Raw genomic sequence first — 24,301 nt, 5'->3', positions numbered from 1 at the left:
TATTTATGGAAAAATCACAGTTATACTTCAGCAAAACTTAGTTCTAGCGTCCTAATAACCTCTCCAAATCACCGACAAAATATCTCGCGCGCGGGACATTCCGACATACAGAGATGCTTTTCGTACTCCGGACTCCTCCAAGGCCGCCTTCTCGACATCAATCAGAATAATTACGCTATTCTCTAGCCCTTTAAAGTTCGCCACTTCACAGAACGATAGCTCTGCTGGTGGGAAGCTCTCAATCGAATAGGAATCGACACGTTGAATCTGCAGCCCAAAGGCGTCGCATAAGTTTGCAGCGATGGATTCGTGCCAAGGTAATGGCGATAATAGTGTGATATTGTGGGTCGGGATACCATTCTCGACGAGAAAAGAAATTTCGGCATTTAACAGATGGCAGGCTTCATCCTGCGAGTTGGCAACTTGCTCTCTGACACTGGAACCTTCACCCGTGCCTATATTTCCCATATCTACACCGAGTTTGTCTTGTACCATCGAAAGAATTTGCTTCGTGTTACGACAATTGGTCGTTAGTGGCAGCTTGATAGGGGAAAATTCCTCTAAATAGGAAAGCCCTTCTGCTGTAGTATTGCCAACAAGACCCGATTGATTTTTTGCATCATGGAAAGCAAACCAAGAACCATGCTTAAAACCACCCTCCAAGGCATCCTCTATTTCAAGAATATCCTCCAAGTTAAAAAGATCTTGCCCTTCATCCAGAATAATCACGTCAAATTTTGACTTACCTGCAAACTCTCTCTCTCTTCTAAAGCTTTCAATGGCATACACCTGAACAGTGAAGTCATCTAGGAGATTTTTCAAATATGATCTTAGAAATGGAGATTTACAAACTAATGCTACGGATTTACCCAAAGCACTTGATCTTCGGGACAACTCAGCAGCAAGAAAGGTTTTACCCGTCCCGGCTCCTCCAAAGAATAGTCCACGCGGGTTGTACTCGGCGAAATCTAATATTTGATATTGCTGTTCAGTAAGTCCAACTCTTGATTCCTCAAGGCGTTCTAGTTTCTGTCCGAGGCTTTCAACATATTCGACAGAGGGGCGCAGGAAACGCTCGATTGCCTTAATTTCGTCAGAACTAAACACTCGATCATTGAAGTCCTTTTTTCGCCAGAAGCCCATAAGTCCTTTCAACCAATTCTCGATGTTTTTAGTGTCCGATCTATCGCATATTTGCGCTCGCTCCCACTCTGCGCCCTTCACACTCCAGAATGAATCAGGGAATATGACACCGTATCCCATCGCGATAGTGTACTTATAATTAGCTACCGGTTTTATTTGTCCCATGTCTTTTAATTTGTTGTAAATCGCTTGCAAGGCACCGTGGGCTTGTTTAAACGGGTCGCTTATATTATGAACTCCTTCATTATTTTCAGATGTCCATCGCCCCTCAGAAACACTTATACCGCCCCCTTTAACCTCAACGACGTAAAGTCCATACGGTGACAAGATCACAAAATCCGCCTCACCAAATCGTTTATATTCATGCCGCGTTAGGTTGAGCGAGTGAAAGCATACGAAATCGTTACGTTCAATAAAACATTCTCTCAGTTTATTGAATATCCTAACTTCGCTTTTTGGTGGTCTATTGCCGTTAGGGCCAAACAAAGGAGTAGATGGAATCATTCTCATATTGGTGACTCGCCTTTAGCGCGCTCTGACTGTCCACACTTTAACCGTCTTATTCGGTTCAGCACTGAAAAACAATCAAGATCGAAATTAGGCAGCGAGGGTATATCCTTCCCACCATTAGCTTTCCAGTGGAATACCATCATGGCTTGAGATGCGTCTCTCTGAAACATCGAAATCTTTCGAATTTCTTGATAGCAACCGCGATACTTATCGCGTAAACCAAAGAAAAAGCCTAAGACGAGAAAGTCTTTCTTATCAAGAATTTCGCATAGCTTTATGTCATTGATAAACTCTTGAAAGTCCGACCTATAATCCAGGACGACACAGTAAAGTCGAAAACGAGAAGATGCTTTCAACTTTGCCATATACTCCGAATAAACCTTTTCATTGGCGCCGTTACGAAGGAGCTCGATGGATTTTTTCACTTCCTGAGCCGCTCGAACTTTTGGCTCTGTTGCCCAAACTCTTGAGTCCGAGAGAAAGTCGACAATCCGCTTGTTATTTATTACTGCCTTAGTTAACTCTAGATATTCGCCATGAAGATCGGCCCTTTCTTCTAGTACGCCATCAACTCCGGGCGATTGAGTTAGGTCTCTTAGCCAATCGTCTGGCGCCAGGGCACAATGCGACAAAAGCCGACTGTAAAGCTCTAGAAACTCTGGATATAAGTAGGTAAGAAATCGAGTTACTAATAGAACTCCGCCGAAACTTTGCCCAAGTACAGCCTCATCAGTAGTACCGTCAAAAAGACTAGAATTCGCTTTTGACTGCGGCAGCTGCTCACCCACTGGTGCTTTTACTTCGGCTGCTTCGTCCTGCTCTTTGGGGAATAACGGAGCATCAACTCTCATTGGAATATCGGTCACAACAAAACCAGCATCAAGTCCCTCATACGAGCAAAAAAGTTCCATTGCTTTTTGCCCTTTAAAAACAAAGTTCACCGCCGACACGCCAATTTCTACTGCTATATCTTTGTGCTTTCCTCTCGAGCTAATTAACTCGCTGACGTCGTCACATAGTTCAATAATACATATCTGATCTAAACGGTCGTTAAATCGAGAACTAAGTGACTCTAGCATTTTCGCTTTGCTCGGCATTCGTGGCCATGCGCCAACTGGAAATAGACCGCTTTTGACATAGTGACGGAGCTCAGCAAACTCATAAACACGATAACGCTTACTCATCTAAGTTTCCTATCTGCATCAACTCTGGATCGTTTGGTAGCCTTTCCATTAACTCTCTATTTTCTTGAAGGTTTTTAAGTAGAAAAAGCTTCTCTTTCGCACGTGAGGCATTAACGTACATAGACTTTTTAAAAGCCACCTCGTCAACTGAGCTCTTGATTTTCCAGATACTATCCAAGCAGACGTACACGACATCAAACTCAAGGCCTTTCACCGATGCATCGCACAAAACCACGATGCCGCCATGAGCGAAATCAATTTCGACCGTATCATGCGAGTTTTTGTAAGTCGCTACAGTCGGTCTTGGATTCTCCAGATTCATTCCTAGAGTACGTAGGCGGCTGATATAAAACTCCCTATCCTTGTGATCACCGACGATGACCCCGATCAGCTTTCTTGGGTCATTGTCGGCTTCCCTAAGTATTAACTTTATAGCGTGAAGCCTATACTTGCACTTTAATAGGGTCGGTATAAAACCAGCAACTCGTGTTGGCTCGTTTGAGGGCGGTGTCGACTTGTCACTATAGAAGAACTGTGAAAACTTGGCTATCTCGCTAGAATTTCGGTAATTCTCTTTAAGGGTCAAGACATCGTTATTGCTCAATGCTAAAGCGTCAACTAACTCCTCTCGGGTGGATTGTCTCTCGGTTATGGTTTGATTAAAGTCGGCCGCGACAAAGATATTCTCAAACCCGACACTCACCAAAAAGTTATAGAACCCCTCTGGCATATCCTGCCCTTCATCCACAACGAGATAAACACCCTTATTTACCTTAGCGTGGTCAGATGCGCGAACGCTTGCCTCCATAACTTCATAATCGATATCGTAATCCGATTGGGCAGCCGGTAATTTAGGTAGCTTCCTCCCTTGCTTTACCTGCTCGTCATAAAATTCACCAAGCCACTTAAATATTGTTGATGTTGTTATTTTCATGGCATTATCGCCAAATGATGTCCTCATCACTTGTTGGCAATAGCTATGAAGTACCTTGTTATATGCAAGAAACAATGCATCACCCGATGCACTTAATTGCTTCAAACGCTGCATTACTAGAACCGACTTCCCAGTTCCTGGTCCCCCTAGCAAAAGCCAAAATCCCTCTTTAGGCTTACCTAATACCTTAAATTGCTCATCTGACAATTCAGGAAGCCTTATTATACGCTCGTTCATGCGGCCCCCACTTGTTCACGCCTTTTCCCGAATACAAAGCTTTCGAGGCTAGGCAGTGCGTGCTCTTTTGAGCCAGAAATTAATTTCCGATCAAGTAATATATTGAGATAATCGCAACTCGTTTCGGGGACTAGTGAGCAGGCATGACATGCAGCCATATTCAAACTGTCAATACCCTGTCCACTTGCTTCACTGCAAACAGGATCAAGTGAACACCATTCAGCGCGCTTTGACATCGCTACGAAATTTGCCAGAAACTGTTTAGCTCTCCCCTGTTCCATAAGGCCACCTAATGTTCCCGCCACATCGGCAGATGTAGTGTAAATCAACACACCAGCCATATTTAAAGCTCGAGAACAATAAATTCTTTCACGAATAGATGCTGCAGGATAACCAGCTGAAGACTCAAGCTCACGAATGAACAAATGAGCAATCGTATGCAATAACACGAATCTAGGTGTTACACCCGCGCTGCTTAAGCTAGGTAATTCAACTGATGAAGATTCATAAGACCTGCTTAAATTATCTACATAATTTCTTACGGAATCTTGTCTTTCCCATTCACTGAGAAGATCATTATTCAGCGAGAAGAAAATGCCCTCGCCGAAAAGCTCTGTAGCCGGAAGCCATGAAGACTTTTGCTCAATATCAGGAGGCACAATTATGGGGTCATCTTCATTGCCTCGTTGAAACCCTTTAAAAATGAGAATCTCTCGTAGCCTTTTGACTATTACCAAATTCTCAATAAGCTTCGACACATATTCGTATTGAGGAAATTCTGAGTCGATAACCTCACGAAACCTATCTGTTTCATGTTCCGGAACAAAATCCTCATCCTCTTGCAGGTTGTCTAGCTCAGTTAGGAATGCCAAATACTCTTCTTCTTGTGGGTCTTTTTCGCTTTCCCAGTCAACAGGTTCTTCATACTCATTATCAAGTACCTGCTGAACAGCAGCACTTAATTCGTGTGGCGAGCAGCCAAGGCTTCTTGCTTCTTGACGTATGCGGGATTCCTTTCTCCTGGGGTTGCTTGCTATCAAATCAGATAAAAAAGCCGAACGATTTTTGAGTTGTTCAACGAGTGATGTTTCCTCTAACCTTCTGGACTCCGGAGGGATGACAATTCCTCTAACAGTAACAGGGGAATAGGTTATCGGATCGTTTATTTCTTTTACGTAGTATTGCGCGCTTTTACCATTCTCTGACTTATGAACAGGTTGGTGTTTGGTCGGGTTAAGCCAAGGCTGCACCTCGTTTACAAAGGCAAGTCGAGCTCGAGGTAGTTTTTGGCTTTGCGAGCATTTAGTACAGACGACTGATTCTTGCCCATTTACTCCCTGTATCTTGAGGAAATTTATATCATCATCAATTCGTCTTCTACATGAGCTGTGTTTCGTGTGACAAAGTGAATACCAATCTACCTCACTCAAGTAACCATTATTACCAATCGCACACCACGTTACTTGCTGAAGCTCACCGTTGCAGCTAGGCTGTCGACAACATAACTTTTCCGCATTCGCATCTAAATTCTGTTTAGCCCAAGGGTTTAGGTGCAGTGCCCCACATTTTCGACAAAAGCATGTTTTTGGGAAAAGTACGGCTGGTATAGTAGCTCCGTAAACTCTTCCGCTATCGACCTTGGAAACAGGCGGAGCTCTTAGTTCGCGCCCTTCGGCAAGTTGACTTGATATACGTTTTACATAAGAAATTGCTCTTGATGAATCTTCAGCACTATTCCAAAATCGAGTATCGCAAATTACTGCGGTTCTATAGTTGGCCAGTCGAACAATTGAGCCAACGCCAGAATAGCCAAGCAAATGTGAAAACCGCACCGGCGTGTAGTACAAATCGTCTTGCTTCATAACGCGTGCTCCATTATTTGCCTCACACAGCACAAGTTAGCCTCACTCTCGACATTGCGCATCGAGTTTAAAGTAGGCCATGCGCGACCAACGTTATTCAATAACTCAGTCGGTTCAATAAGGTTATTGCTAGAGCGATCTCGGGAAAAATATACAAGTGAATGTTGAGAGTTTTGCGCACGATCATGCCATTCTGCGACCAAGCCTTCGAACTGTTTTTGAACCTGTTGCCGCGCTTCAGCATGAGAACCAAGAGCAATAAATATTCGGTTTTTCAAATGCGATAGCGTTTTCTGTATTCCGGGCTCATTTATATTAAACAGGCCTGCAGCACCATTTTCGTGCATTCTCGGCGCACCATGGCGTACCGCTATCACAAGCGCCGCATGCAGCGCTCTCTTTCGCGCCTGATAGGTAAAGGGCGTTACACTGGAGGGTTCAACAAATCGGTAAAATGACTCATGATAGGTTCTAAAATTCTCGTAATGCGACCAGCTTCTCGACTGCCCCTTTAAGTAGTTAACGAGCACCACGCCAGGCGTTTCTCCCCGACCAACACGACTACTAGCCTGAATATACTCAGCTGTTGTTAACGGCTGTCCGTTAATAATCATCAATGCAAGGCGGCTTACATCCAGTCCAACTGAGATCATCGTTGACGCGAGGCCCACATCAACGTGTCGTTCATCTTCATCAAATCGATGGGATAGTCGGGCAAAGGACTTGGGAATTTCCTCAGGTTCTGTTTGACTCGTTAACGTTATTGTCTTTAGCGCATTGCGTTTATCGATAACGGACCGTACACGCTCTCTACTTTCTACATCAGTTACACCTTGCAAATATGCTTTTAACGCAGCCTCAAGTTTAGCTCGAACATCGCTTTCAAGCACAGTTGACGAATTATTCACTGACTTGAGACTGGAGTGATACACAAGCAAAGTCCACCACGCATCTATAAAATCGGAATCATTCTCTGCAAAAGCTTCTATTGGCGCTGCTAATGCTGCAGACATTATTGGCCCTAAGGATTTCGATTGGGCAATTAATGCTGCTAAAATTCCAACATATAAGCGCCCCGGTTTTTCTGAAAGCGGAACTTCTCTAGCGAAGTAAGCATCTTTGTGATTTAACCCAGAAGGCGGGAAGACAGCTGACTCTCTAGCAAATAATGATCTCGTCTGTTCATGAGCATTCCGAATAGTGGCCGTCGATGCGACATATTTAACTGTTAATCCCCGTGCACGGACTAACGCATCAATGCCGGCCTCATATAGTCCAAAAACAGAACCGATTGAACTACTAATAAGATGAAGTTCATCTTGAATTATCAATTCCGGAGGACGCTGTTGGTCTACTCCGAAAAAACGACTTGCTCTGCCATCCCATGCGAGTCGAGCAAACTTATCAACAGTGCCTAGTAACAAAGTCGGAGGGTTATCGTACAAGGCTTCATCCACTACCTTTATGGGTAAGTCCCCATTCTTGTAGAAGTCACACATAGAATTACAGCATTGGAACGATAACTGGCCATTCTCAAAAACATAGCTATCTTTCGTGAAACCGATATCACACCAAGGACAAGAAGTGAGAACTAGACGCGAATATCGCCCTTTAGTCCATAATTCGTTTGCTTCGGTATTTGTATTGGGTGAAGTGCTCGCACCCACCCAGAACCCTGAGGTAAATGGTTCATCCCCTAGTAAGGAAGGTCGGTCTCGTCGTAATAACTCTAATGCGCAAATAAGCCGATTTGCACGCAAAAATTGTTGTGATGCAAGCAGCCTCAACGTATAGCGCATCACACATACCGTCCCCGAACCAGAGGTTGGGTACTCTAGTCGACGGAAAATAAACAATATCGCCATCAGCCCTAAATAAGCTTCTGTCTTACCACCGCCAGTGGGAAACCATATTAAATCCAATATATCTCGGTCTCGACTGTCTTGGTTCAAAGTTGACTCTAACGCAACGAGTATGAAACCCAACTGAAAGGGCCTCCATTTAAATTCTTTCAATTCATTTAAAGAAGTTGAGTCTTGACTCACTGCACATTGATTCACCTGCGACAACATAGCTTGGTTTGCCAAAGAAAATGCTGTCCTTGCAGTGGCACTGGTGCGTAAAAAGCTAATTGCTTTCCTCATACGAGCTACAGCTGAAGTTTGTTTTTCGATAATCTTCGACGCTGATTTTTCGTCTAATTGCCATTCCTCATCGGTTAACGCATTTTTTTCTTTTTCTATCCATGAACCGTAGTTATTAATAAAATTCTCAAGATCATCAATTACCGCGGCTTGAGTTTGCAACGTCATCAAATAACGAGAATCTAAAACTAAGGACTCACTATCGCCCGTATCAGCGGTCATTTGTGGGATTTCAATCGTGGGGACGAAATCAGATTTGATAAGCCAATTACCATTAGTTAATTTGTCCCACGTTACTGCAGCACCGTGCCCGACGGCTAGAGTTTTCACTTGTCGGTATCGGAATTCAATTTCTCTTTGCTCATCGTCTAACAATGCACGGTCCGTCATCGGATATCCCGAAAGTGAGCCGCCTACAATTTCACATGATAGATGCGCTTCGAATAAGCAATTTTCGTTGAATTCTCGGTAATCAGATTCTGTAGATAGAAACTTATGGTTATACAACGTTACCGTTACTATATGACCATGGGTTAAAGGGCGTGACGTCAACGACAAAGTTGCATTACCTTCTAGGACGAGTCGTGTTGTTTGCTCCTGAGTTAATGCAAGAGTTATATCTTCATCGAGCAGCTTCGACTTAGTCCAAGAGTCTTTATTTTTTTTGCTAGAAAGATCATCGCTTCCAGCTTTCCGATAGTTGTAAATGCTCGCACCACAAGTGATAGCTAACTCAACTGTTTCGCCACTAATAAAGAATGAAAATCCGACGGAGCTGGGTGGTTGATATTTTCGGAAAGAATTTGAGCTGCCACTAGTTTCACTATCAGACAACTCATCGGCTGTTTCCTCAAGAGAAGGAGCATTATTCAATGGCGCGAGTATTGCTGTCACATGATGATCGGAGGGTTGTCGCGAGACTAATTCTTCTGGTGCATTTGCACCAGCAATCAACACATTTCTTATGTGTTCTACCAATCTATTGCGTAGCTGTTGCATCACGTTCCTAAAGTCTCAGGACTATTTGTTTCACAAAGCGCAATCTCACATTGAAGCGCAAAGCTTTCATAACAATTAATCATAAATATATTGGTTAAGAATGCAATAGGGTTGTAAATGCACCGTTAATAACACAATCAAATCATAGATTACTTATGCCGCTAAGCATAGAAGCAACTTTGATGTTGTCTCAGGGCAACGCACTCTACCTTTCTAACTTTTTTCGTTGGTATACCTTGTCGCGACCTTGATTAGAGGCTTTGTCAACTTGTCCTTGCATGTATTGTCTCTTTGCCAAAAACCTGGCACTTTAAGGATCTAGGTTTACAGCTAGGGAAGTCGGTAATGAAAGAAGGATTTTATGAACTTTTAAAAAGCGAAGAGCTCGAGCAAGCGATCGCTGAATCTGGTTTGAGTGAAATCAGTGAAAAGTTGGATTTAAAAACGAGCAGCCGACATCTAGCTGAAGTAATCACCGAAGAAATTTCCAATGCGTTAGCTGAATTACAAAATAACGGCGGCACAGAAAATGAAAAAATTCTGCGTCAGCTCGAAATTTTAAATGAGCTTTTGGTTTATGCTCGAAATATTGCGAATTTAGAGCCTGCATCCCCCTATCAATGTCCGCCGTCCGTTCTGCGCGCTCTTCATCGCCCTGAGCAAAAAGTGAACTTGCCTCAAGTGGGCATGGCGCAACCTTGGCTATTTACCTCAGGAAAAGATTCCCCAGCTCTATTTCATGAATTAAAAGCAGAGTTATCAAGCTGTCAGCACGTTGATATTTTGATGAGCTTTATTACCATGTCAGGTGTGCGAAAAATCATCAATTTACTTCGTGATATTACCGCGGTTGATGCGCACCAACAGTCTCGTACAAGCCTTCGCATTATCACCACTACTTACACGGGTGCGACTGATCTGAAAGCAGTAAAAATGCTCGCTGAATTACCCAACTGCCAGGTGAAAATTTCTCTTGATGGCCGGCGCAATCGGCTTCATGCAAAAGCCTGGATTTTTGAACGCGATACCGGTTTTGGTTCTGCTTATGTCGGCAGCGCAAACCTTTCAGGCGCAGCACTTATGGGCGGTCTCGAATGGACGGTTAAATTCACCGAAAGGGGTCAGAACTTCCTGTATCAACGGGCGCGTGCTCATTTTGAAACCCTTTGGCAAGATGAAGAGTTTCAAAGGTTCAATCCTAACAACGAAACGCACGAGAAAGAGCTTCGTGGGGCCTTAGCTCGTGAGCGCGGGGTTAAGGATCTTGGCGAGAATGTCATCACCACCTTCTTTGATATTCAGGCAAAACCGTTTCAGCAGATTATTCTTGACCAATTAGCGAACGAACGCGCGCATGGGCGTTTTCGTAATTTATTGGTTGCAGCCACAGGCACCGGTAAAACGGTGATGGCTGCGCTGGATTATAAGCGAATCTGCCAGCAACAGGGTGGGCAGCCCAAGGTACTATTTCTTGCGCATCGAAAAGAAATCCTGCAACAGTCATTGCAAACGTTTCGGCACGTGCTGCGCGATGGCTGTTTTGGCGACTATCTAGCTGACGGGCATGAGCCAGAATCCAAGACCCATTTGTTTGCGACCATTCAAAGTGTCAACAGTCGGCAACTTGTGGATGAATTAGGTGACGATTTCTGGAATATGGTGATCATCGATGAATGTCATCATATTGAAGCCAATTCATTTAAGTGTTTGATCGAGCAGCTAAACCCCAAATATTTACTAGGTTTGACAGCGACACCCGAGCGCTCTGATGAGTTAAATATCCTTCAACATTTTGATTTACGACCTGATGGAACACCTTCTGCCCAAATGCGTTTATGGCATGCTTTAGAGCAACAACTCTTGGCGCCTTTTGAATATTATGCCTGCGCAGATGGCATCGACTATTCCGGTGTGAACTGGCGTAGCGCAAATGAAACCGCACAGCTAGAACAGTTGCTCACGGGAGAAACTGGCCGTGCTATTGCGGTACTTAGAGCGTGGGAAGAGCACGTTAGCGCCATTAATGAATGTCGTGCGCTGGCTTTTTGTGTTTCGATTGCGCACGCCGAGTTCATGACTCGGTTTTTCCAGCAGCATGGAATTAATGCAGCATTAGTTACTGGCCAAACGCCATCATCAGAGCGAGCAAAACTTCCTGCCATGCTCGAGCGTCGCGAAATAAACGTCATCGTTACTGTAGACCTCTACAACGAAGGTGTCGATTTACCCTTTGTCGATACGCTTTTATTACTGCGCCCAACCCAGAGTGCAACGCTTTTTCAGCAGCAAATTGGTCGAGGATTACGTTTGTTTGAAGGGAAAGACAGCTGTTTGATTCTTGATTTTGTTGGGCAATATTCTGAAGACTTCCGCTTTGACGTGTTATACAGCTCACTTACTGGGCTCTCCAAAAGAGAGGTGATTGATGGTGTTGATCATGGGTTTGGAAACCTTCCGCCGGGCTGCTATTTACAAATGCAAAAGCAGGCACGAGAGCAGATACTGAATAGCCTGCGCTATGCGGTAAATTTGAATTGGCTTCGTTTGCAGACCGAGTTAACAAGTTATCGCGCGAGGCATGGTGCTGAAGAAATTCACTTAGCTGAATTTGTACGGGAACAGGCATTAGAGTTCGAAGATATTTACCGCAAAAATGGAGCGTCTGGTTGGACTCGATTAAAGCGTGATGCGCAAATGATTAGCGGAGTTCCAACCGAGTTGGAAACAAAGCTTAATAGACGTTTCAAAGACGTGCTGCACATAGATGACCCAGACTATTTAAGTGTGATGCGAGCAATTGGCCAAGGCGAGCTTACTGAGGATGAACTCTCCCATAAGCGCGCTTTAATGTTAGCCTACCAAATATGTGGAGGGAGCGGAGTTCAGACCCAAAGCCGTTTCTTGCAAGATTTAGCCGCAACACCAGAACTCATGAAAGAGTTAGTCGAACTGGCGGACGCGCTCGATGCTGCCACAAATGAACAATTTAAGCCTCTGCCAGAATTAGAAACGACCGGATTAAAACTTCATAGTGCCTACAAAATTCGCGAAATACTTACTGCTTTAGACTATTACACTGAAACTAGCTACTCGCCATTTCAAGCTGGAGTTTGGCGTAGTCACGAGGCCAAGCTTGAAGTCTTGTTCGTAACCTTAGATAAGCAAAACGCGCAGCATGAAGGTGTCGCTTACGATGATTACGCGATTAACAAAGAGCTATTTCATTGGCAATCGCAAAACACCACGGCACCGCATGGTGCCGTAGGGCAACGCTATTTAAATAGCGCTACCAACGGTTGGCAATTCCAGCTTTTTGTTCGTGAAAATAAAGATAAACCTTATCGAGCGTGTGGGCCGTTAGAATTTGTAAAAAGCGAGGGTTCTAAGCCGATGAGCATAACTTGGAAGTTGAAACATCCGCTAACCGCCAAGCTCTTTCAGGCCTATTCGGTGGTTCGTTGATACGTCCTATTTAGAAGCTTATGCTGGCTGTGAATACTATGTCATGATTATCCCTTAGCTCGCGCTAGTTTAATCGAGTAATTTGAAATAAAATTAACACTTTCAATGGTATACCGATTTATATGGAGTTGTATTAGGTGTTTTCTGGAATTGTTAATGGTTGGAAAAAAGGCGATGCAGTATCACTGCTTTCTACGGCACTCAAAAGAGTTATACAAACTTACCCTCATTTGCAAGGAATTAAAAAAACAACGGGGCTTGCAACCGAGATAATCGATATAGGTTGGGAGGCTAATGAAAGTCTATTTTCAGGAAGACGAGGGCCACGGCCGCATCGAATTAGTATCGCATTCTGGTCCGTTTCATACGCTCTCGAAAATACCAAGCCGTACAGCGAGATTAATCAACTCATGGTCTTTACGTTCGCAATGTTTGCCCAAGATATAGCTATGCATAGTCACAGTTATAACTTTAATGAAATAGACGAACTCATATTAGATGATGCCTACTCTCGTGGAGAAAGAGTAAGAAGCGATGCAAACCAAGCGAAATCAACCCCAATAGCTACCGATGGATAGCTGCTATGATTTGCTTACCCTAACTTCTCAAAATAAACATCCCGATGCTGCTCAATAAACGACAGGTGTTGCTCTTTCAGCGGCACCTGCATGTCTTTATGAATGCCCAGTGCATAATAGTCGCCAAGTGCGTCAGAAATCAGAATTCGGCCTTTTTCGTTGAATGAAATAAAGTGCAAATCAAACGCTTTATCTAGGTTGGGCGTTAGTAATAGACCGTTGTATGGATCTAATCGCTCAGCGTTATCGCTTGTTGACCATGGTTTAATGTGTGATGCCATTAGTAATGAAATATTGTTGTAGCCGGTTACGGCACAACCACCCCATTGTTTAATTAAACGCTCGCGAAACTTACCTTGGCCACGACGAGCTTGCACCAACACTGCTTTGGTTGTTTCGGCAATACTGTCATCATGTTGAATATGGTCGATGTCTAGTTGCGCTTCCACGTCGCTAAGTTGGTCCAAATATGCGCGGTATAACTCTAAAGCTTTCATACAATTTTCGACATGTGTCGACACAAGGCCGCCGTAAGTTGTGTTGGTAGCATCACTAATGCCGCGTAATTTATTAATCATGCGTGCTACATCGAAATAGTCATAAACAGTGAAAATGTTTGGTTGATCAAGGCCATCAAGTATCATTAAATCAGCGACTTTCTCTTTTAAAGCGACTACGTACTCATCTACTTTCGTTTCTGAGTGGCCAATAGCTTTAGCCCAGATCTTAAATCCGGCCTCATGTGTGTCGAGGTTCTCAGCGACGGCAGCTTTAAGTTTGTCGGCCGTTGTTGGGTTTTGCAGAAGTTTAAACAGCTCAACATCAATAAATGCATATTCAACAGTCTTAGCCAACGATGTCTCAGATGGTGTTTTTATTGCGTCATACTGAGCCTGCGCGTCAGGTTTAATGTAGTGGTGCCAAAAAGCTGATGAACGCAAATAATAAAACGGAAATGCAGCGTTAAGTTTGTCGCGAGGGGTTTTTAGTTGCTCAAAATAAAGCGCGAAACGGTTCTTCAATGTGTCATCAAAATAAATGCGCGAGTCGGTAATTAACCCGTCTTGGATGAGATCAATTACCGCAAATAGCATGCAGATTTTATGCGGGCTGGTGCTTCCACCCGTACGATTCGGCCGCACATCTTTAAATTGCTGACAGTAGTGTTCTAATGTAGCCATTCTAGGCCCCCGTCCCATCATCCGGCAACGTCAACAACACGGTTTCCCAGGCGACATCCTGCCGACCAAGCTGGTCATCACGGGCATTCAGAAGTCGAAAACTCAAGCCTTGCTGCTGCGCATATTGTTTCAATTCATTGGCCGATACAGGGTGCATGGTCCGGGAATCTGGACTGGCACCGTGCCGCAGTGAAACCACCATTTTACCGTTGGGTTTCAGTAGCGAGCTTAATTTACGAAAGGCGCGCTGGCGCGAAGACGGTGCCACATGCATCCAAACGGCGCTCAGTAAAATCAGGTCGAATTTCGTCGCATGACGCTGCACATGGGTAAGTTCAGGTAAGCTATCGTTTATCCAATGAATAGACGGGCTTGAATTATATTGCTGAGCGCGTTCGCGAATGCCATCTGCTGGCTCGACTGCATAAACAGTGAGCCCGCGAGCAGCGAGGTAACGGGCATCACGGCCTGAACCAGCACCAACATCCAGCACTAAGCCTTCTGTTGGAATGAGATCAAGCCAGTCGCGGTGTACTTGCTCAAAATCAAGGCTGTCATATTGCTCAGCAAGCGTTTCAGCGTTACGGGTGTAATAGTGAATTGTATCGTCCATAAGTACGCAATAACTTACCCTGTTGTGCGAATAGAACCACTATAAACCGAGTTGCTAAAAACTCAAACTAACCACTAATCGCCGAGCTCCGCCATGGTTGCGGTGTTCGCATAAGTAAACCCCTTGCCAAGTGCCCATATTCAATCGGCCATTAGTTACGGGAATGGTCACCGAGCTGCCCAACAAGCTTGATTTTAAATGAGCGGGCATGTCGTCTGGGCCCTCATAGGTATGCCGATAATAGTGCGCGTTTTCGGGCACCATTTCGTTAAAGTGGCTTTCAAAGTCTTGGCGTACCGTGGGGTCAGCGTTTTCGTTAATGGTTAACGAGGCCGAGGTGTGCTGAATAAATACATGCAATATGCCGGCTTCTACCGTATCCAGTTCAAATAACGCACGCTCAATATCGTCGGTTATTAAATGAAATCCACGTGGTTTGGCGGCAATAGTTATGGTGGTTTGTTTTACTGTCATGCGTACCCTCCATGTCGTATCTTACTCTACTAAAACTTTCTTGCTATCCACAAGGTTATCAGTTGCGTCAATGCTCCAACAATCACTGCGGTGCTGTACGTTATCAGTAAGCTAAATTGGGGTAGTCCGTAACTAACCACCGCAAAGAATAAAGTGAAACTGGGTAAACTCAGGGCTAAGCCGCGCATGACCATACGGGCAGACTCGGGCCCAACAAATCGGTGCGCAAATACAGTAAGAATGATGACCATAAAAGGGAAAGCCGCCAATATGCCACTGGCCGCGGCGCCAATGTGTGGTGCAATAGCGGATACAATTATAACTAGTAGCACAATGAGTATCATGCGGGCAGGAATATCCCAGCGCGATACGGGGACCACTTTATGTGCGTACTGTCGACGCGGTACCAGCACTATAGCTAAGGTACCCATAGCCGCGGCTGCGAGTAGGGTTTGTCCAAGGGTTAACGTGAGTGCCTGGGCTAACAAGGCTACTAGTATAAAGGCTGCCGTTGCGGCGCTAAGGGCGACCAAGATTCCGCGTTTGGCTAAGGCGTAGTAGGTTACGGCGATGGCAGCTTGGGCGCAGGCAGCGATGAGAGTGCCCTGAGCGGCATTTGCTGCGAACTCGGGGCCAAACTCTATGGCTAAAAATACCGAGATGGGGGCGGAGGTTAGGGGCAGACCTGCCAAAATTCCCCCAATCGCATGGCCCCATTTACGTGAGGCTAGCGAGGCAGCCAACAGCAGTAGCGGTGAAATAATAAGTTTGGAAAGTAATAATGACACCGCAAGCCCTGCATCCAATGATGTGAGAACAGCTATTGTAACTAGTCTTAGGTACCTGATGCCAGTAAATGGATCTAAAAGCCTATACAGTGCTAATCTAAAGCCCACATAATAATAAGGAGAACACCCATGGCGAACACCAAAACTCATGTAGCTCTGGCTATTGCGCTGGCGCTTGGCACCGCAGCTTGTTCAGAAGCTCCTGCACCTAGCGAGCAGTCACAGCAAGCCGCTACCCAGCAAGTGACTGCAGCTGAGCGTCAAGCGGAGTCAGAAAAGGCCAACCAGCTGTTTGAAGATATCTTTAAGCAGGCGGTTATGCGTAGCCCTATGTATCAGTCGTACTTGGGGATAAAAGATGACCAAGACCAGTGGGACGATATCTCTGATGCGAAGGCCGACGAAGAGCTGGCGATTGCAAAAGAGAACTTAGCTAAGGTTGAGGCTATTGATGAGGCCAAGCTAGACGAGCAGACCTATTTAAGCTGGCAGCTGATGAAGCAAGACCTTGAGGAGCAAATCGCAGATTACCAATGGCGTCATTACAATTACCCGGTAAACCAAATGTTTGGTCTGCATTCTAGTGTGGTGTCTTTGCTAATTAACCAGCATCGTATTAGTGAAGTAGAAGATGCTGAAGATTACATTGCTCGTTTGAATGGCTTGCCTGAACTCTTCGCGCAGTTGCAAGAGAACTTAAAGTTGCGTGCTGAAAAAGGCATTATGGCACCGAAATTCGTGTATCCGTACGTGATTAGCGATAGCCAAAACATCATTCAAGGTGCGCCTTTTGATGACGGCGAGCCAAGTGTGTTGCTAGAAGACTTCACCAATAAGATAAGTGATTTGGACATTGATCAAGCCCAGTACGATGCCTTGGTTGGTGCGGCTGAGCAGGCGCTGACCCAAGCAGTGAAACCCGCTTATGAAGGCTTAATTAGTGCGGTAGAAGAACTTGAGCAGCAGGCTGACACCAAAGACGGTGCGTGGAAGTTCCCTGACGGTGAAGCTTTTTACAATAACGCCCTGAAACGTACCACAACCACGGATTTAACCGCCGACGAGATTCACGAGATCGGGTTAAGCGAAGTGAAGCGTATTCATGATGAAATGCGTGTGATCATGCAGCAAGTTGGCTTTGAGGGCACCTTGCAAGAGTTCTTTGTGCATATGCGCAACAACCAAGATTTTATTTATCCTGATACTGCCGAAGGCCGCCAGCGCTATTTAGCAGAAGCTACTGCGCTTATCGACACCATGCGTGAGTTTTTAGACGAGCTGTTTATCACCAAGCCTAAAGCTGACATGATTGTTAAAGCGGTAGAACCCTTCCGTGAAAAGTCAGCCGGTAAAGCGTTCTATCAGCAGCCTTCTATGGACGGCAGCCGCCCGGGCGTTTACTACGCCAACTTGTACGACATGGCCTCGATGCCAACTTACCAAATGGAAGCGCTGGCGTACCACGAAGGTATTCCGGGGCACCACATGCAAATTGCGATTCAGCAAGAGCTTGAAGGTATTCCGTCGTTCCGTAAATTCGGTCGCTACACCGCCTACAGCGAAGGCTGGGGTTTGTACACCGAGATGCTACCCAAAGAATACGGCTTTTATAAAGACCCCTACTCAGACTTTGGTCGTTTAGCTATGGAGCTATGGCGCGCGGTTCGTTTGGTGGTTGATACTGGTATTCATGCGAAGCAGTGGACTCGCGAAGAAGGTATTGATTTTTACGTGAGCAATACGCCCAACGCTGAAGCCGATGCTCGTAAGATGGTTGAGCGCCACATTGTGATGCCTGGCCAAGCCACGGCGTACAAAATTGGTATGCTGAAAATTGTTGAGTTACGTGAAAAAGCGCGCACCGCCCTTGGCGACAAGTTTGATATTCGTGAATTCCACGATGTTGTACTTGCCAACGGCCCGGTGCCTTTGAATGTGCTTGAGCAGTTTGTTGACGACTATATTGCCGACAAACAGGGCTAACGCCAATCAGTCAGCCTTAACCTACGCAAAATATGGCGAGTTAATTGCTAATTCGCCATATTTTGCTATTCTGTTTGTGTGTTTCTTAATCGATAGTGCAACCTAAGGCTAAACACATGCAAACAGTTGACGATTTTCACGCTACACTTGGCGAATTAATTAAACGCCAGCGGGCACTCACAATGCCGCAGCGCGACTTCGCCCTGCGTGTTGGTTGCAGCCAGCGCACGCTTACCCGCCTTGAGCAAGGCCAGCCGGTTAACTCTGAAACTTTGTTTAACGCGCTAGCGGTGTTAGGGCTATTGGATGACTTTATTGCGCTAGCAGACAACAAACTTCATGCTGCCAAGCATTTACCCGAGCGCAAGCGCCAGACCGACAGCGAGAATTTCAACGAGAGTTTCGATAATGACTTCTAGCGCTTATGTGTTTATTGAAGGCTTGGCCGAGCAGCCGGTCATTTGTGGGCGTTTTGAGCTGGACAGCCAAGCCAAACACGGCCGTTTTGTATATGGGCGTTCTTATTTGGAGCGCCCAGATGCCTTTGCGCTAGACCCCGTACACCTGCCCTTAAACGACAGTATTCACCATTGCAACGTCAATAATGGCCTGTTTGGCGTGCTTGCCGATGCTGGCGCTGATGCCTGGGGGCGCAAGCTCATTCTGCAGCTACACCAAACCATGCCGCAAAACGAACTTGAGTTTCTTATTGCTGGCGCTGCTATGGGTGTTGGTGCGTTAACTTTTAGCTTGTCGCGCGAGAAAACGAAAACGAAGCACTCGCGTAATGCCATCAATGATCTCGAGCTATTACTACAAGGCAAAAACGCGATATTAGCCGCCGAAACTGTTTCTGACGAAGTAAAGCAAGCTTTTTTATACGGCTCGTCAATGGGCGGCGCGCGACCAAAAACACTGCTAACCCACAATGGGCAGGAATACTTGGTTAAATTCAACAAGCCCGACGACTTATATAATGTAGCCCGTGTTGAACATGCAACCATGCGCATGCTTGCCGAGTTAGACGGCGTGCGTGTAGCCGAAACTGAGGTATTACAAGGCATTGGTGCTAGCGAAGATGTCTTGTTAGTTAAGCGCTTCGACCGTGCCAATCAGCGCGTTAGCCACCACTTTATAAGTGCAAATAGCTTGCTGCTGGAAGGCGCGGTGAGTGAGCGTAGCTTAGCGGCAGGCTATAGTTACGGGCAGCTGGCTGAATTGCTTCGCTTGCATAGCGCGGTGGCCACTGATGCCCACGAGCTGTTTATGCGAATGGCGTTCAACGTGTTTATTGGTAATACCGACGATCATGCGCGCAATCATGCTTGGTTGCGGCCTATTGCCGCTGGGCGGCACGAGCCGGCATGGCAATTAGCGCCGGCGTACGACGTACTGCCCATTAGCGCTTCTAGGTTGCATGGGCTTGGTATAGGTGGCTTGGGGCGGCATGGCTCGATAGAAAATTTGCTTTCGCAAGCTAATCGGTTTGGTTTGCAAGAGTTCAAGGCCAAAGCTATTGTCAGCCAAGTGCGAGAGTTGGTAGCGCAGTGGCCACAATATATGGCGCGCTTTGGTGTGGGAGATGGCGACATAGAGCGCTTGCGTAAGATTATTCCAACTGTGGCTTAATGGCTCAGGATTAAGAGGTTGTACATGAAAATATGGGTGGACGCCGATGCGTGTCCGACGGTTATTAAAGACATTTTGTACCGAGCGGCCGAGCGCAAGCAGCTTGAGCTGATACTCGTAGCAAACCAAATGCTGCGTGTGCCGCCGTCAAAATGGATAAAAACCAAGCAGGTTGAGTCTGGTTTTGATGTGGCTGATGATTTTATTGCGCAAAGCTGTGAGGCTGGCGACATTGTTATTACTGCCGATATTCCGCTAGCGGCAGACGTGATTAAAAAAGGCGGCCAGGCGCTTAGCCCACGTGGCGAGTTGTTTACCACCGCCAACATTGGCAGTCGCTTGAACATGCGTGACTTTATGGACACCATGCGCAGTAGCGGCGAACACACCGGCGGGCCACCGCCCCTGCATCAGCGTGATCGTATGGCCTTTGCCAACGAGCTGGACAAGCTACTAGCGCGCGTTCGCTAATGTCTATTTGCGCACGCTATCACACTTTTACGCGCATAAAAGTGTAAGAAAAGTAGCATTTATGAAAATGAAACCCGGTAAGTATCAGCACTACAAAGGCCCCATGTACGAGGTGATCGATACCGTGCGCCATTCGGAAACCAAAGAATGGATGGTGTTATATCGCCCGCTATATGGCGACGAGCAGGGGCTGTGGGTGCGCCCCTACGACATGTTTTTGCAGTCGGTTAGCGTGGACGGTGTGCAAGTGCCACGCTTCCGCTTTTTAGGTGAAGAATTGGGTGAAGAATTGGGTGAAGAATGGGGCGACGAATAGTTTATTGGTTTGTGGCCTGCTCGGGCGTCATTTCCTGCCATAACTGAATGGGGTTGCCTTCAGGGTCTGCTATGCGAGCAAATCTGCCGTTCGGATGTGTTTCCGGGTCAACTTTCACTTCAATGCCAGCTTCGCGCAATTGAGCCACCATGGCATCTAAGTCGCGCACTCGAAAGTTAAACATAAATTGCTGATCGTCGGCACCAAAGTATTTGGTTTTACTATTAAACACACCAAACACTGTGCTGCCACCGGCCTGCACCCATGGCTGTTCTTCGTAGGTTGTAGGTGTTTGTTTTACGCCTAAGTTGTCTTCATACCACTTGGCTAACGCTGCTGGGTTTTCCGCTTTAAAAAATACCCCACCAAAACCTAAAACGGCTTCGCGCTCAGCTGCGGCTGCGGTGGTTAACATGCCCGCAGCGAGTGCTGCCGCGACGGTGCTTTTTAGTTTGTTCATGTTTCGTCCTTTACTGGTCAAGATACACCAAAATATCACCAGGCTGGCAGTTAAGCTCACGACAAATTGCCTCCAATGTGCTGAATCGAATGGCTTTCACCTTGCCTGTTTTCAGCAGCGACAGATTAGTCATGGACACCCCAACGCGCTCAGATAGTTCGGTAAGCGACATTTTGTTTTTGGCTAACTCAACATCTAAGTTAATTTGAATGGCCATATTAAACCACTTCGACAGCGTGTTCGTCGGTTAAAAAGTGATAAGCCAATAGTAACATCAGCGCCGGAAACAAAACGATGTTAACCACGGCAAGTACAAGTGTTAATTGCAATACGGCGGCAATAAGCATGCCGACAGCAAACAGTTTGAGCGTGGTGGATAGCGCAATAAAACGCGCAAACATAGCTGAGCACATGCCAATAAGTGCAAAACAATAGAGAAATAAAAACACAATGCCAGCAACTAAGGTTACGTCAATGATGGTTTCCGTTATGCTGGGAAATAAGCCCAAACCAAGCAAAATATCAACGGCAACTGTGCTATGAAATAGGGCAACAGAAAACGCCATGGCCAACAGCATATTGGCAATCAACCCGCCGCCAATTTGGTCACGAAAGTACTTACTGAGACTGAAATACACGTAAATTTCGAGTGCGCCGATGGCCACAAATAAAATATCCCAACCACTCAGTTCAAGAAAATCAGCGCGGAAGGCCATTTCAGCGTTATCGATAATAAATCCGAAAGTGGCTATCCAATAAATTGGAAACAATACCGCGAGGGCTATCGCTGCAATGCCGGCGAGTTTGTATTTGGTGCTATCCATGATTTTTCTCCAAATTGATGTGTTTATAAAATAGCCGCCAAATAAATGTTTTGCAATAAATAATTTATGATAAACATAAAATAATTACTTTTGGTTTATACAAATCCAGCCGGCACCTTGTGTGCCGTAAAGATGCCGTAGTGAATTTCATTGAATGTGGTAACTTGTGGCTAACTATTTTGTGGAATACGCATCATGAACATTAATTCAAACCGATTAAAGCAATTACGTGCCGAGCGTAATTGGTCGCAAGAACAACTCAGCGAAATGTGCGGTGTTAACCTGCGTACTATTCAGCGCATAGAAACACGCGGTACGGCTTCGTTAGAAACCGCTAAAGCCTTGGCCGCAGTGTTTGACGTGTCTGTTGATGAGTTGACCAGCAGCGATAGTGCCCCTGTAAAAAATGCTGTGCTGCAAAGCGTTTGGAGAAGTTTGCAGAACTTTGATGACTTTAGTGGCCGCTCAACACGTTATGAGTTTTGGTGGTTCTTTGTGCTTTTTGTGCTGGTGCTGGGTTTAGTGGAGTTCATTCATCCGGTTTTAATGAGCATGGTGGCTATTGTATTGTTGTTGCCGTTTTTAGCCGTATCTACGCGCCGTCTGCGCGATGCAGGGCAGAGCCCTTGGTGGCAACTGATGATGTTGGTGCCCTTTGGGATACTAATCGTCATGTATTACTGGGCCATGCCGCGACCAGAACAGCCGCCAGCTACCGAACGGCCCTCTGGTCAGTAATTTTTAACTTCTCGAAAGCGTTTTAATTAAGTGCCAACCAAATTTGGTTCTAATCGGTCCGTGCACTTCTAGGGTGGGCTTGCCGAACACCACTTTATCGAATTCTGGCACCATTTGGCCGCGCCCAAACTCACCTAAGTCACCGCCTTTTTTGCCGGACGGGCAAAGTGAGTGCTTACGTGCAAGGTCAGCGAATTTCTTGCCGCTGGCCAATTGTTGCTTCAGTTTTTCCGCTTCTTCGCGGGTTTTTACTAAAATATGCAGAGCATGTGCGCGTGCCATAGCTTGGTTCCTTAGTTATCGCGACCTACACGGAAGGCGCCCGCCGGGCCAGGATAGACGACTGGGCTTTCATAGCCATCTGCGCTGATACTAGCAACACCAAAAAAGTAATTATCAATCACCACGTTGTCTAAGGTGAACTGATCCACATCGCCTACATAGCGACTAAATTGCCACTGTGGCTGATCGGTATAGCGCCAGTAAATTTTGTAGCCGGCAGCGCCTGGTACCTTATCCCAACTGAGGCTGGTGCTTGGTTGCACGGCACCGGCAATAGTAACGTTAGCTGGCGGTGCTGGCGCCCAGGCCATGCTGGCCAGTGATACCGCATTAAGCGCGGTCAGTTTAGCGGCATAGTCAAAATCGACTCCGTCTAGGGTATCGCCAAATTTTATGCCATTTTCAGTGCGGAGGTCTTGATGCTGGCGATTGTAGTTTTCGTTAGTTTCCATGATGCGCACACCCGGAAAACCTAAATCGTTAAACGGGCGATGATGGCCGCCGCGGCCAAAGCGGTCTAATCGATACACCACCATAGTGTCTAAGTTTGGAATATAGCGATCAGCAATTTGGTCGATGTAGCGCGCCACGTTGCGGGTAGGTGAATCAACCTCGCCACCGGTAAAGCGGCGACGGTTAGCCTCGTTGGGCTGTTCATCCATGCGCGTACCTTCAGCAAAAATACGGGCGGTGGTGTTATCTATCACACCGTTAATGCCCTCGATGTTGCCAATCATGTCGTTGTTTAATACGGCTTCGATAAACCAGCCATCGGCGAGGGCTTGCTCAGCCATAATCCGGCCACCAAATAAGCCTTGCTCTTCGCCAGCTAAAGCAGCGTAAACAATACTGCCGTTAAATTGATACTTGCTCAGTACTCGGGCTGCTTCGAGGGTACCAGCTACGCCTGAGGCGTTATCGTTGGCACCTGGGGCATCAGAGGTGTAGTCCATCACATCGCTAACGCGTGAGTCGATATCACCCGACATGATCACGTAACGATTAGGATCGCTAGTGCCACGTTGCACAGCAATAACGCTGACTACTTCAACAGGGTCTGGAATACGTGGCTCACCGCTGATCACACGACTTTGAAAGTAGACCTCAAGACAACCGCCACAGTCTGCGGAGATGCGTTCAAACTCGGCTTTTATCCAACGTCGGGCAGCGCCAATACCACGGGTATCTGATTCGGTTTCAGAAAGGGTGTGACGGGTACCAAAGCTAACTAGTTTAGTGATATCGCGCTCGATATTATCGGCGTTTATTTGTGCTGCAATGTCGTGGAGCTTTTGTTGCTCGGCTGCTTCTGGTTGCTTATCTGTGGCTGCAATCGCGCCGACACTGAACGCCAAGCTGCCACTACTTAGCGCTAGAGCTAAAGCTGGTAGCCATTTACGTTTGGTTGGGGTTCGCAAAGATCTGTTCATAAGAGTCCCTGGTTGTTGTATTAGTTTGTCTTACTTTGCTTCTAATGGGCCTAGTTGTC

At 46.1% G+C, this 24,301-nt stretch carries 22 protein-coding genes; 8 read left to right on the top strand and 14 right to left on the bottom strand.

Annotation, left to right across the window (positions count from 1 at the left end):
- Positions 1 to 51: 51 nt before the first annotated feature.
- From AB8S08_RS11380 to AB8S08_RS11360, 5 genes are read right to left on the bottom strand one after another with little or no spacing between them, the layout of a single operon-like run.
- Positions 52 to 1,653, bottom strand: a complete 1,602-nt coding sequence (locus tag AB8S08_RS11380) for an NERD domain-containing protein (protein ID WP_369742815.1) — start codon at positions 1,651 to 1,653, stop codon at positions 52 to 54.
- Positions 1,650 to 2,837, bottom strand: a complete 1,188-nt coding sequence (locus tag AB8S08_RS11375) for a hypothetical protein (RefSeq protein ID WP_369742814.1) — start codon at positions 2,835 to 2,837, stop codon at positions 1,650 to 1,652. Before AB8S08_RS11375 ends, AB8S08_RS11380 begins: the two co-directional genes overlap by 4 nt.
- A complete protein-coding gene (locus AB8S08_RS11370) occupies positions 2,830 to 4,008 on the bottom strand; it encodes an AAA family ATPase (RefSeq protein ID WP_369742813.1) in 1,179 nt (392 codons plus the stop codon). Before AB8S08_RS11370 ends, AB8S08_RS11375 begins: the two co-directional genes overlap by 8 nt.
- The gene (drmB, locus tag AB8S08_RS11365) at positions 4,005 to 5,870 is read right to left on the bottom strand and encodes a DrmB family protein (protein ID WP_369742812.1); all 1,866 of its coding nucleotides are present in this window, start codon (positions 5,868 to 5,870) and stop codon (positions 4,005 to 4,007) included. Before drmB ends, AB8S08_RS11370 begins: the two co-directional genes overlap by 4 nt.
- Positions 5,867 to 9,013 (bottom strand): helicase-related protein, encoded by a 3,147-nt coding sequence (locus AB8S08_RS11360; protein WP_369742811.1) that lies wholly within the window; start codon positions 9,011 to 9,013, stop codon positions 5,867 to 5,869. Before AB8S08_RS11360 ends, drmB begins: the two co-directional genes overlap by 4 nt.
- A 345-nt stretch (positions 9,014 to 9,358) precedes the next feature.
- Between AB8S08_RS11360 and AB8S08_RS11355 the strand changes: the two genes are divergently transcribed.
- Positions 9,359 to 12,475: a DUF3427 domain-containing protein gene (locus AB8S08_RS11355; RefSeq protein ID WP_369742810.1), complete on the top strand. Its 3,117-nt coding sequence runs from the start codon at positions 9,359 to 9,361 to the stop codon at positions 12,473 to 12,475.
- A 137-nt stretch (positions 12,476 to 12,612) separates the two neighbouring features.
- Entirely contained in the window at positions 12,613 to 13,053 is a 441-nt protein-coding gene (locus AB8S08_RS11350; protein ID WP_369742809.1) for a hypothetical protein, read from the top strand.
- Between the two features lie 14 nt (positions 13,054 to 13,067).
- On the opposite strand, the gene AB8S08_RS11345 is transcribed toward AB8S08_RS11350, so the two are convergent.
- Genes AB8S08_RS11345 through AB8S08_RS11330 form a run of 4 tightly spaced genes read right to left on the bottom strand, consistent with a single transcriptional unit; the run spans position 13,068 to position 16,109 of the window.
- Entirely contained in the window at positions 13,068 to 14,234 is a 1,167-nt protein-coding gene (locus AB8S08_RS11345; protein ID WP_369742808.1) for an HNH endonuclease, read from the bottom strand.
- Position 14,235: 1 nt separating this feature from the next.
- Entirely contained in the window at positions 14,236 to 14,847 is a 612-nt protein-coding gene (locus tag AB8S08_RS11340; protein ID WP_369742807.1) for a class I SAM-dependent methyltransferase, read from the bottom strand.
- Between the two features lie 54 nt (positions 14,848 to 14,901).
- Positions 14,902 to 15,321: a secondary thiamine-phosphate synthase enzyme YjbQ gene (locus tag AB8S08_RS11335; RefSeq protein WP_369742806.1), complete on the bottom strand. Its 420-nt coding sequence runs from the start codon at positions 15,319 to 15,321 to the stop codon at positions 14,902 to 14,904.
- Between the two features lie 29 nt (positions 15,322 to 15,350).
- Positions 15,351 to 16,109, bottom strand: coding sequence for a hypothetical protein (locus tag AB8S08_RS11330; protein WP_369742805.1), 759 nt, complete (start codon positions 16,107 to 16,109; stop codon positions 15,351 to 15,353).
- Positions 16,110 to 16,238: 129 nt separating this feature from the next.
- Between AB8S08_RS11330 and AB8S08_RS11325 the strand changes: the two genes are divergently transcribed.
- The 5 genes from AB8S08_RS11325 to AB8S08_RS11305 all read left to right on the top strand — a co-directional run bounded on the left by AB8S08_RS11325 (position 16,239) and on the right by AB8S08_RS11305 (position 20,508).
- Positions 16,239 to 18,092 carry a DUF885 family protein gene (locus AB8S08_RS11325; protein WP_369742804.1) on the top strand — a complete coding sequence of 618 codons (1,854 nt, stop codon included), beginning with the start codon at positions 16,239 to 16,241 and terminating at the stop codon, positions 18,090 to 18,092.
- Positions 18,093 to 18,208: 116 nt separating this feature from the next.
- The gene (locus AB8S08_RS11320) at positions 18,209 to 18,511 is read left to right on the top strand and encodes a helix-turn-helix domain-containing protein (protein WP_110075584.1); all 303 of its coding nucleotides are present in this window, start codon (positions 18,209 to 18,211) and stop codon (positions 18,509 to 18,511) included.
- Positions 18,501 to 19,721 carry a type II toxin-antitoxin system HipA family toxin gene (locus tag AB8S08_RS11315; protein WP_369742803.1) on the top strand — a complete coding sequence of 407 codons (1,221 nt, stop codon included), beginning with the start codon at positions 18,501 to 18,503 and terminating at the stop codon, positions 19,719 to 19,721. The genes AB8S08_RS11320 and AB8S08_RS11315 overlap by 11 nt, the downstream gene beginning before the upstream one ends.
- Before the next feature lie 24 nt (positions 19,722 to 19,745).
- Complete coding sequence (locus AB8S08_RS11310) at positions 19,746 to 20,192, top strand: YaiI/YqxD family protein (protein ID WP_110075582.1); 447 nt, start codon at positions 19,746 to 19,748, stop codon at positions 20,190 to 20,192.
- 61 nt (positions 20,193 to 20,253) lie between these two features.
- Positions 20,254 to 20,508, top strand: coding sequence for a DUF1653 domain-containing protein (locus AB8S08_RS11305; protein ID WP_369742802.1), 255 nt, complete (start codon positions 20,254 to 20,256; stop codon positions 20,506 to 20,508).
- A gap of 1 nt (position 20,509) precedes the next feature.
- Here the strand turns inward: AB8S08_RS11305 and AB8S08_RS11300 are convergent, their stop codons facing one another.
- From AB8S08_RS11300 to AB8S08_RS11290, 3 genes are read right to left on the bottom strand one after another with little or no spacing between them, the layout of a single operon-like run.
- The gene (locus AB8S08_RS11300; RefSeq protein ID WP_369742801.1) at positions 20,510 to 20,968 is read right to left on the bottom strand and encodes a VOC family protein; all 459 of its coding nucleotides are present in this window, start codon (positions 20,966 to 20,968) and stop codon (positions 20,510 to 20,512) included.
- A 10-nt stretch (positions 20,969 to 20,978) separates the two neighbouring features.
- Positions 20,979 to 21,185, bottom strand: coding sequence for a helix-turn-helix transcriptional regulator (locus AB8S08_RS11295; RefSeq protein WP_055438999.1), 207 nt, complete (start codon positions 21,183 to 21,185; stop codon positions 20,979 to 20,981).
- A 1-nt stretch (position 21,186) separates the two neighbouring features.
- The gene (locus AB8S08_RS11290) at positions 21,187 to 21,792 is read right to left on the bottom strand and encodes a hypothetical protein (RefSeq protein WP_369742800.1); all 606 of its coding nucleotides are present in this window, start codon (positions 21,790 to 21,792) and stop codon (positions 21,187 to 21,189) included.
- Between the two features lie 195 nt (positions 21,793 to 21,987).
- Here AB8S08_RS11290 and AB8S08_RS11285 point away from each other — a divergent pair, with 195 nt between their 5' ends.
- Positions 21,988 to 22,530 (top strand): DUF805 domain-containing protein, encoded by a 543-nt coding sequence (locus AB8S08_RS11285; protein WP_369742799.1) that lies wholly within the window; start codon positions 21,988 to 21,990, stop codon positions 22,528 to 22,530.
- 3 nt (positions 22,531 to 22,533) lie between these two features.
- On the opposite strand, the gene AB8S08_RS11280 is transcribed toward AB8S08_RS11285, so the two are convergent.
- Both AB8S08_RS11280 and AB8S08_RS11275 read right to left on the bottom strand, forming a co-directional pair.
- Complete coding sequence (locus AB8S08_RS11280; protein WP_313933183.1) at positions 22,534 to 22,812, bottom strand: peptidylprolyl isomerase; 279 nt, start codon at positions 22,810 to 22,812, stop codon at positions 22,534 to 22,536.
- Between the two features lie 11 nt (positions 22,813 to 22,823).
- Positions 22,824 to 24,242: a M28 family peptidase gene (locus AB8S08_RS11275; RefSeq protein WP_369742798.1), complete on the bottom strand. Its 1,419-nt coding sequence runs from the start codon at positions 24,240 to 24,242 to the stop codon at positions 22,824 to 22,826.
- Between the last annotated feature and the right edge of the window lie 59 nt (positions 24,243 to 24,301).

The sequence above is a fragment of the Pseudidiomarina sp. PP-1MA genome, from assembly GCF_041200125.1.
Taxonomy (GTDB): domain Bacteria; phylum Pseudomonadota; class Gammaproteobacteria; order Enterobacterales; family Alteromonadaceae; genus Pseudidiomarina; species Pseudidiomarina fusca.
The sequence above is the reverse complement of the archived record's forward strand: the minus strand, read 5'-3'. Positions and strand labels throughout refer to the sequence as shown.

Coding starts and splice junctions, on each gene's coding strand:
- AB8S08_RS11280 (WP_313933183.1), bottom strand. CDS start 22,812: ATGGCACGCGCACATGCTCTGCATATTTTAGTAAAAACCCGCGAAGAA.
- drmB (WP_369742812.1), bottom strand. CDS start 5,870: ATGAAGCAAGACGATTTGTACTACACGCCGGTGCGGTTTTCACATTTG.
- AB8S08_RS11310 (WP_110075582.1), top strand. CDS start 19,746: ATGAAAATATGGGTGGACGCCGATGCGTGTCCGACGGTTATTAAAGAC.
- AB8S08_RS11295 (WP_055438999.1), bottom strand. CDS start 21,185: ATGGCCATTCAAATTAACTTAGATGTTGAGTTAGCCAAAAACAAAATG.
- AB8S08_RS11335 (WP_369742806.1), bottom strand. CDS start 15,321: ATGACAGTAAAACAAACCACCATAACTATTGCCGCCAAACCACGTGGA.
- AB8S08_RS11355 (WP_369742810.1), top strand. CDS start 9,359: ATGAAAGAAGGATTTTATGAACTTTTAAAAAGCGAAGAGCTCGAGCAA.
- AB8S08_RS11290 (WP_369742800.1), bottom strand. CDS start 21,792: ATGGATAGCACCAAATACAAACTCGCCGGCATTGCAGCGATAGCCCTC.
- AB8S08_RS11380 (WP_369742815.1), bottom strand. CDS start 1,653: ATGAGAATGATTCCATCTACTCCTTTGTTTGGCCCTAACGGCAATAGA.
- AB8S08_RS11340 (WP_369742807.1), bottom strand. CDS start 14,847: ATGGACGATACAATTCACTATTACACCCGTAACGCTGAAACGCTTGCT.
- AB8S08_RS11360 (WP_369742811.1), bottom strand. CDS start 9,013: ATGCAACAGCTACGCAATAGATTGGTAGAACACATAAGAAATGTGTTG.
- AB8S08_RS11345 (WP_369742808.1), bottom strand. CDS start 14,234: ATGGCTACATTAGAACACTACTGTCAGCAATTTAAAGATGTGCGGCCG.
- AB8S08_RS11370 (WP_369742813.1), bottom strand. CDS start 4,008: ATGAACGAGCGTATAATAAGGCTTCCTGAATTGTCAGATGAGCAATTT.
- AB8S08_RS11320 (WP_110075584.1), top strand. CDS start 18,209: ATGCAAACAGTTGACGATTTTCACGCTACACTTGGCGAATTAATTAAA.
- AB8S08_RS11305 (WP_369742802.1), top strand. CDS start 20,254: ATGAAAATGAAACCCGGTAAGTATCAGCACTACAAAGGCCCCATGTAC.
- AB8S08_RS11300 (WP_369742801.1), bottom strand. CDS start 20,968: ATGAACAAACTAAAAAGCACCGTCGCGGCAGCACTCGCTGCGGGCATG.
- AB8S08_RS11325 (WP_369742804.1), top strand. CDS start 16,239: ATGGCGAACACCAAAACTCATGTAGCTCTGGCTATTGCGCTGGCGCTT.
- AB8S08_RS11315 (WP_369742803.1), top strand. CDS start 18,501: ATGACTTCTAGCGCTTATGTGTTTATTGAAGGCTTGGCCGAGCAGCCG.
- AB8S08_RS11275 (WP_369742798.1), bottom strand. CDS start 24,242: ATGAACAGATCTTTGCGAACCCCAACCAAACGTAAATGGCTACCAGCT.
- AB8S08_RS11285 (WP_369742799.1), top strand. CDS start 21,988: ATGAACATTAATTCAAACCGATTAAAGCAATTACGTGCCGAGCGTAAT.
- AB8S08_RS11375 (WP_369742814.1), bottom strand. CDS start 2,837: ATGAGTAAGCGTTATCGTGTTTATGAGTTTGCTGAGCTCCGTCACTAT.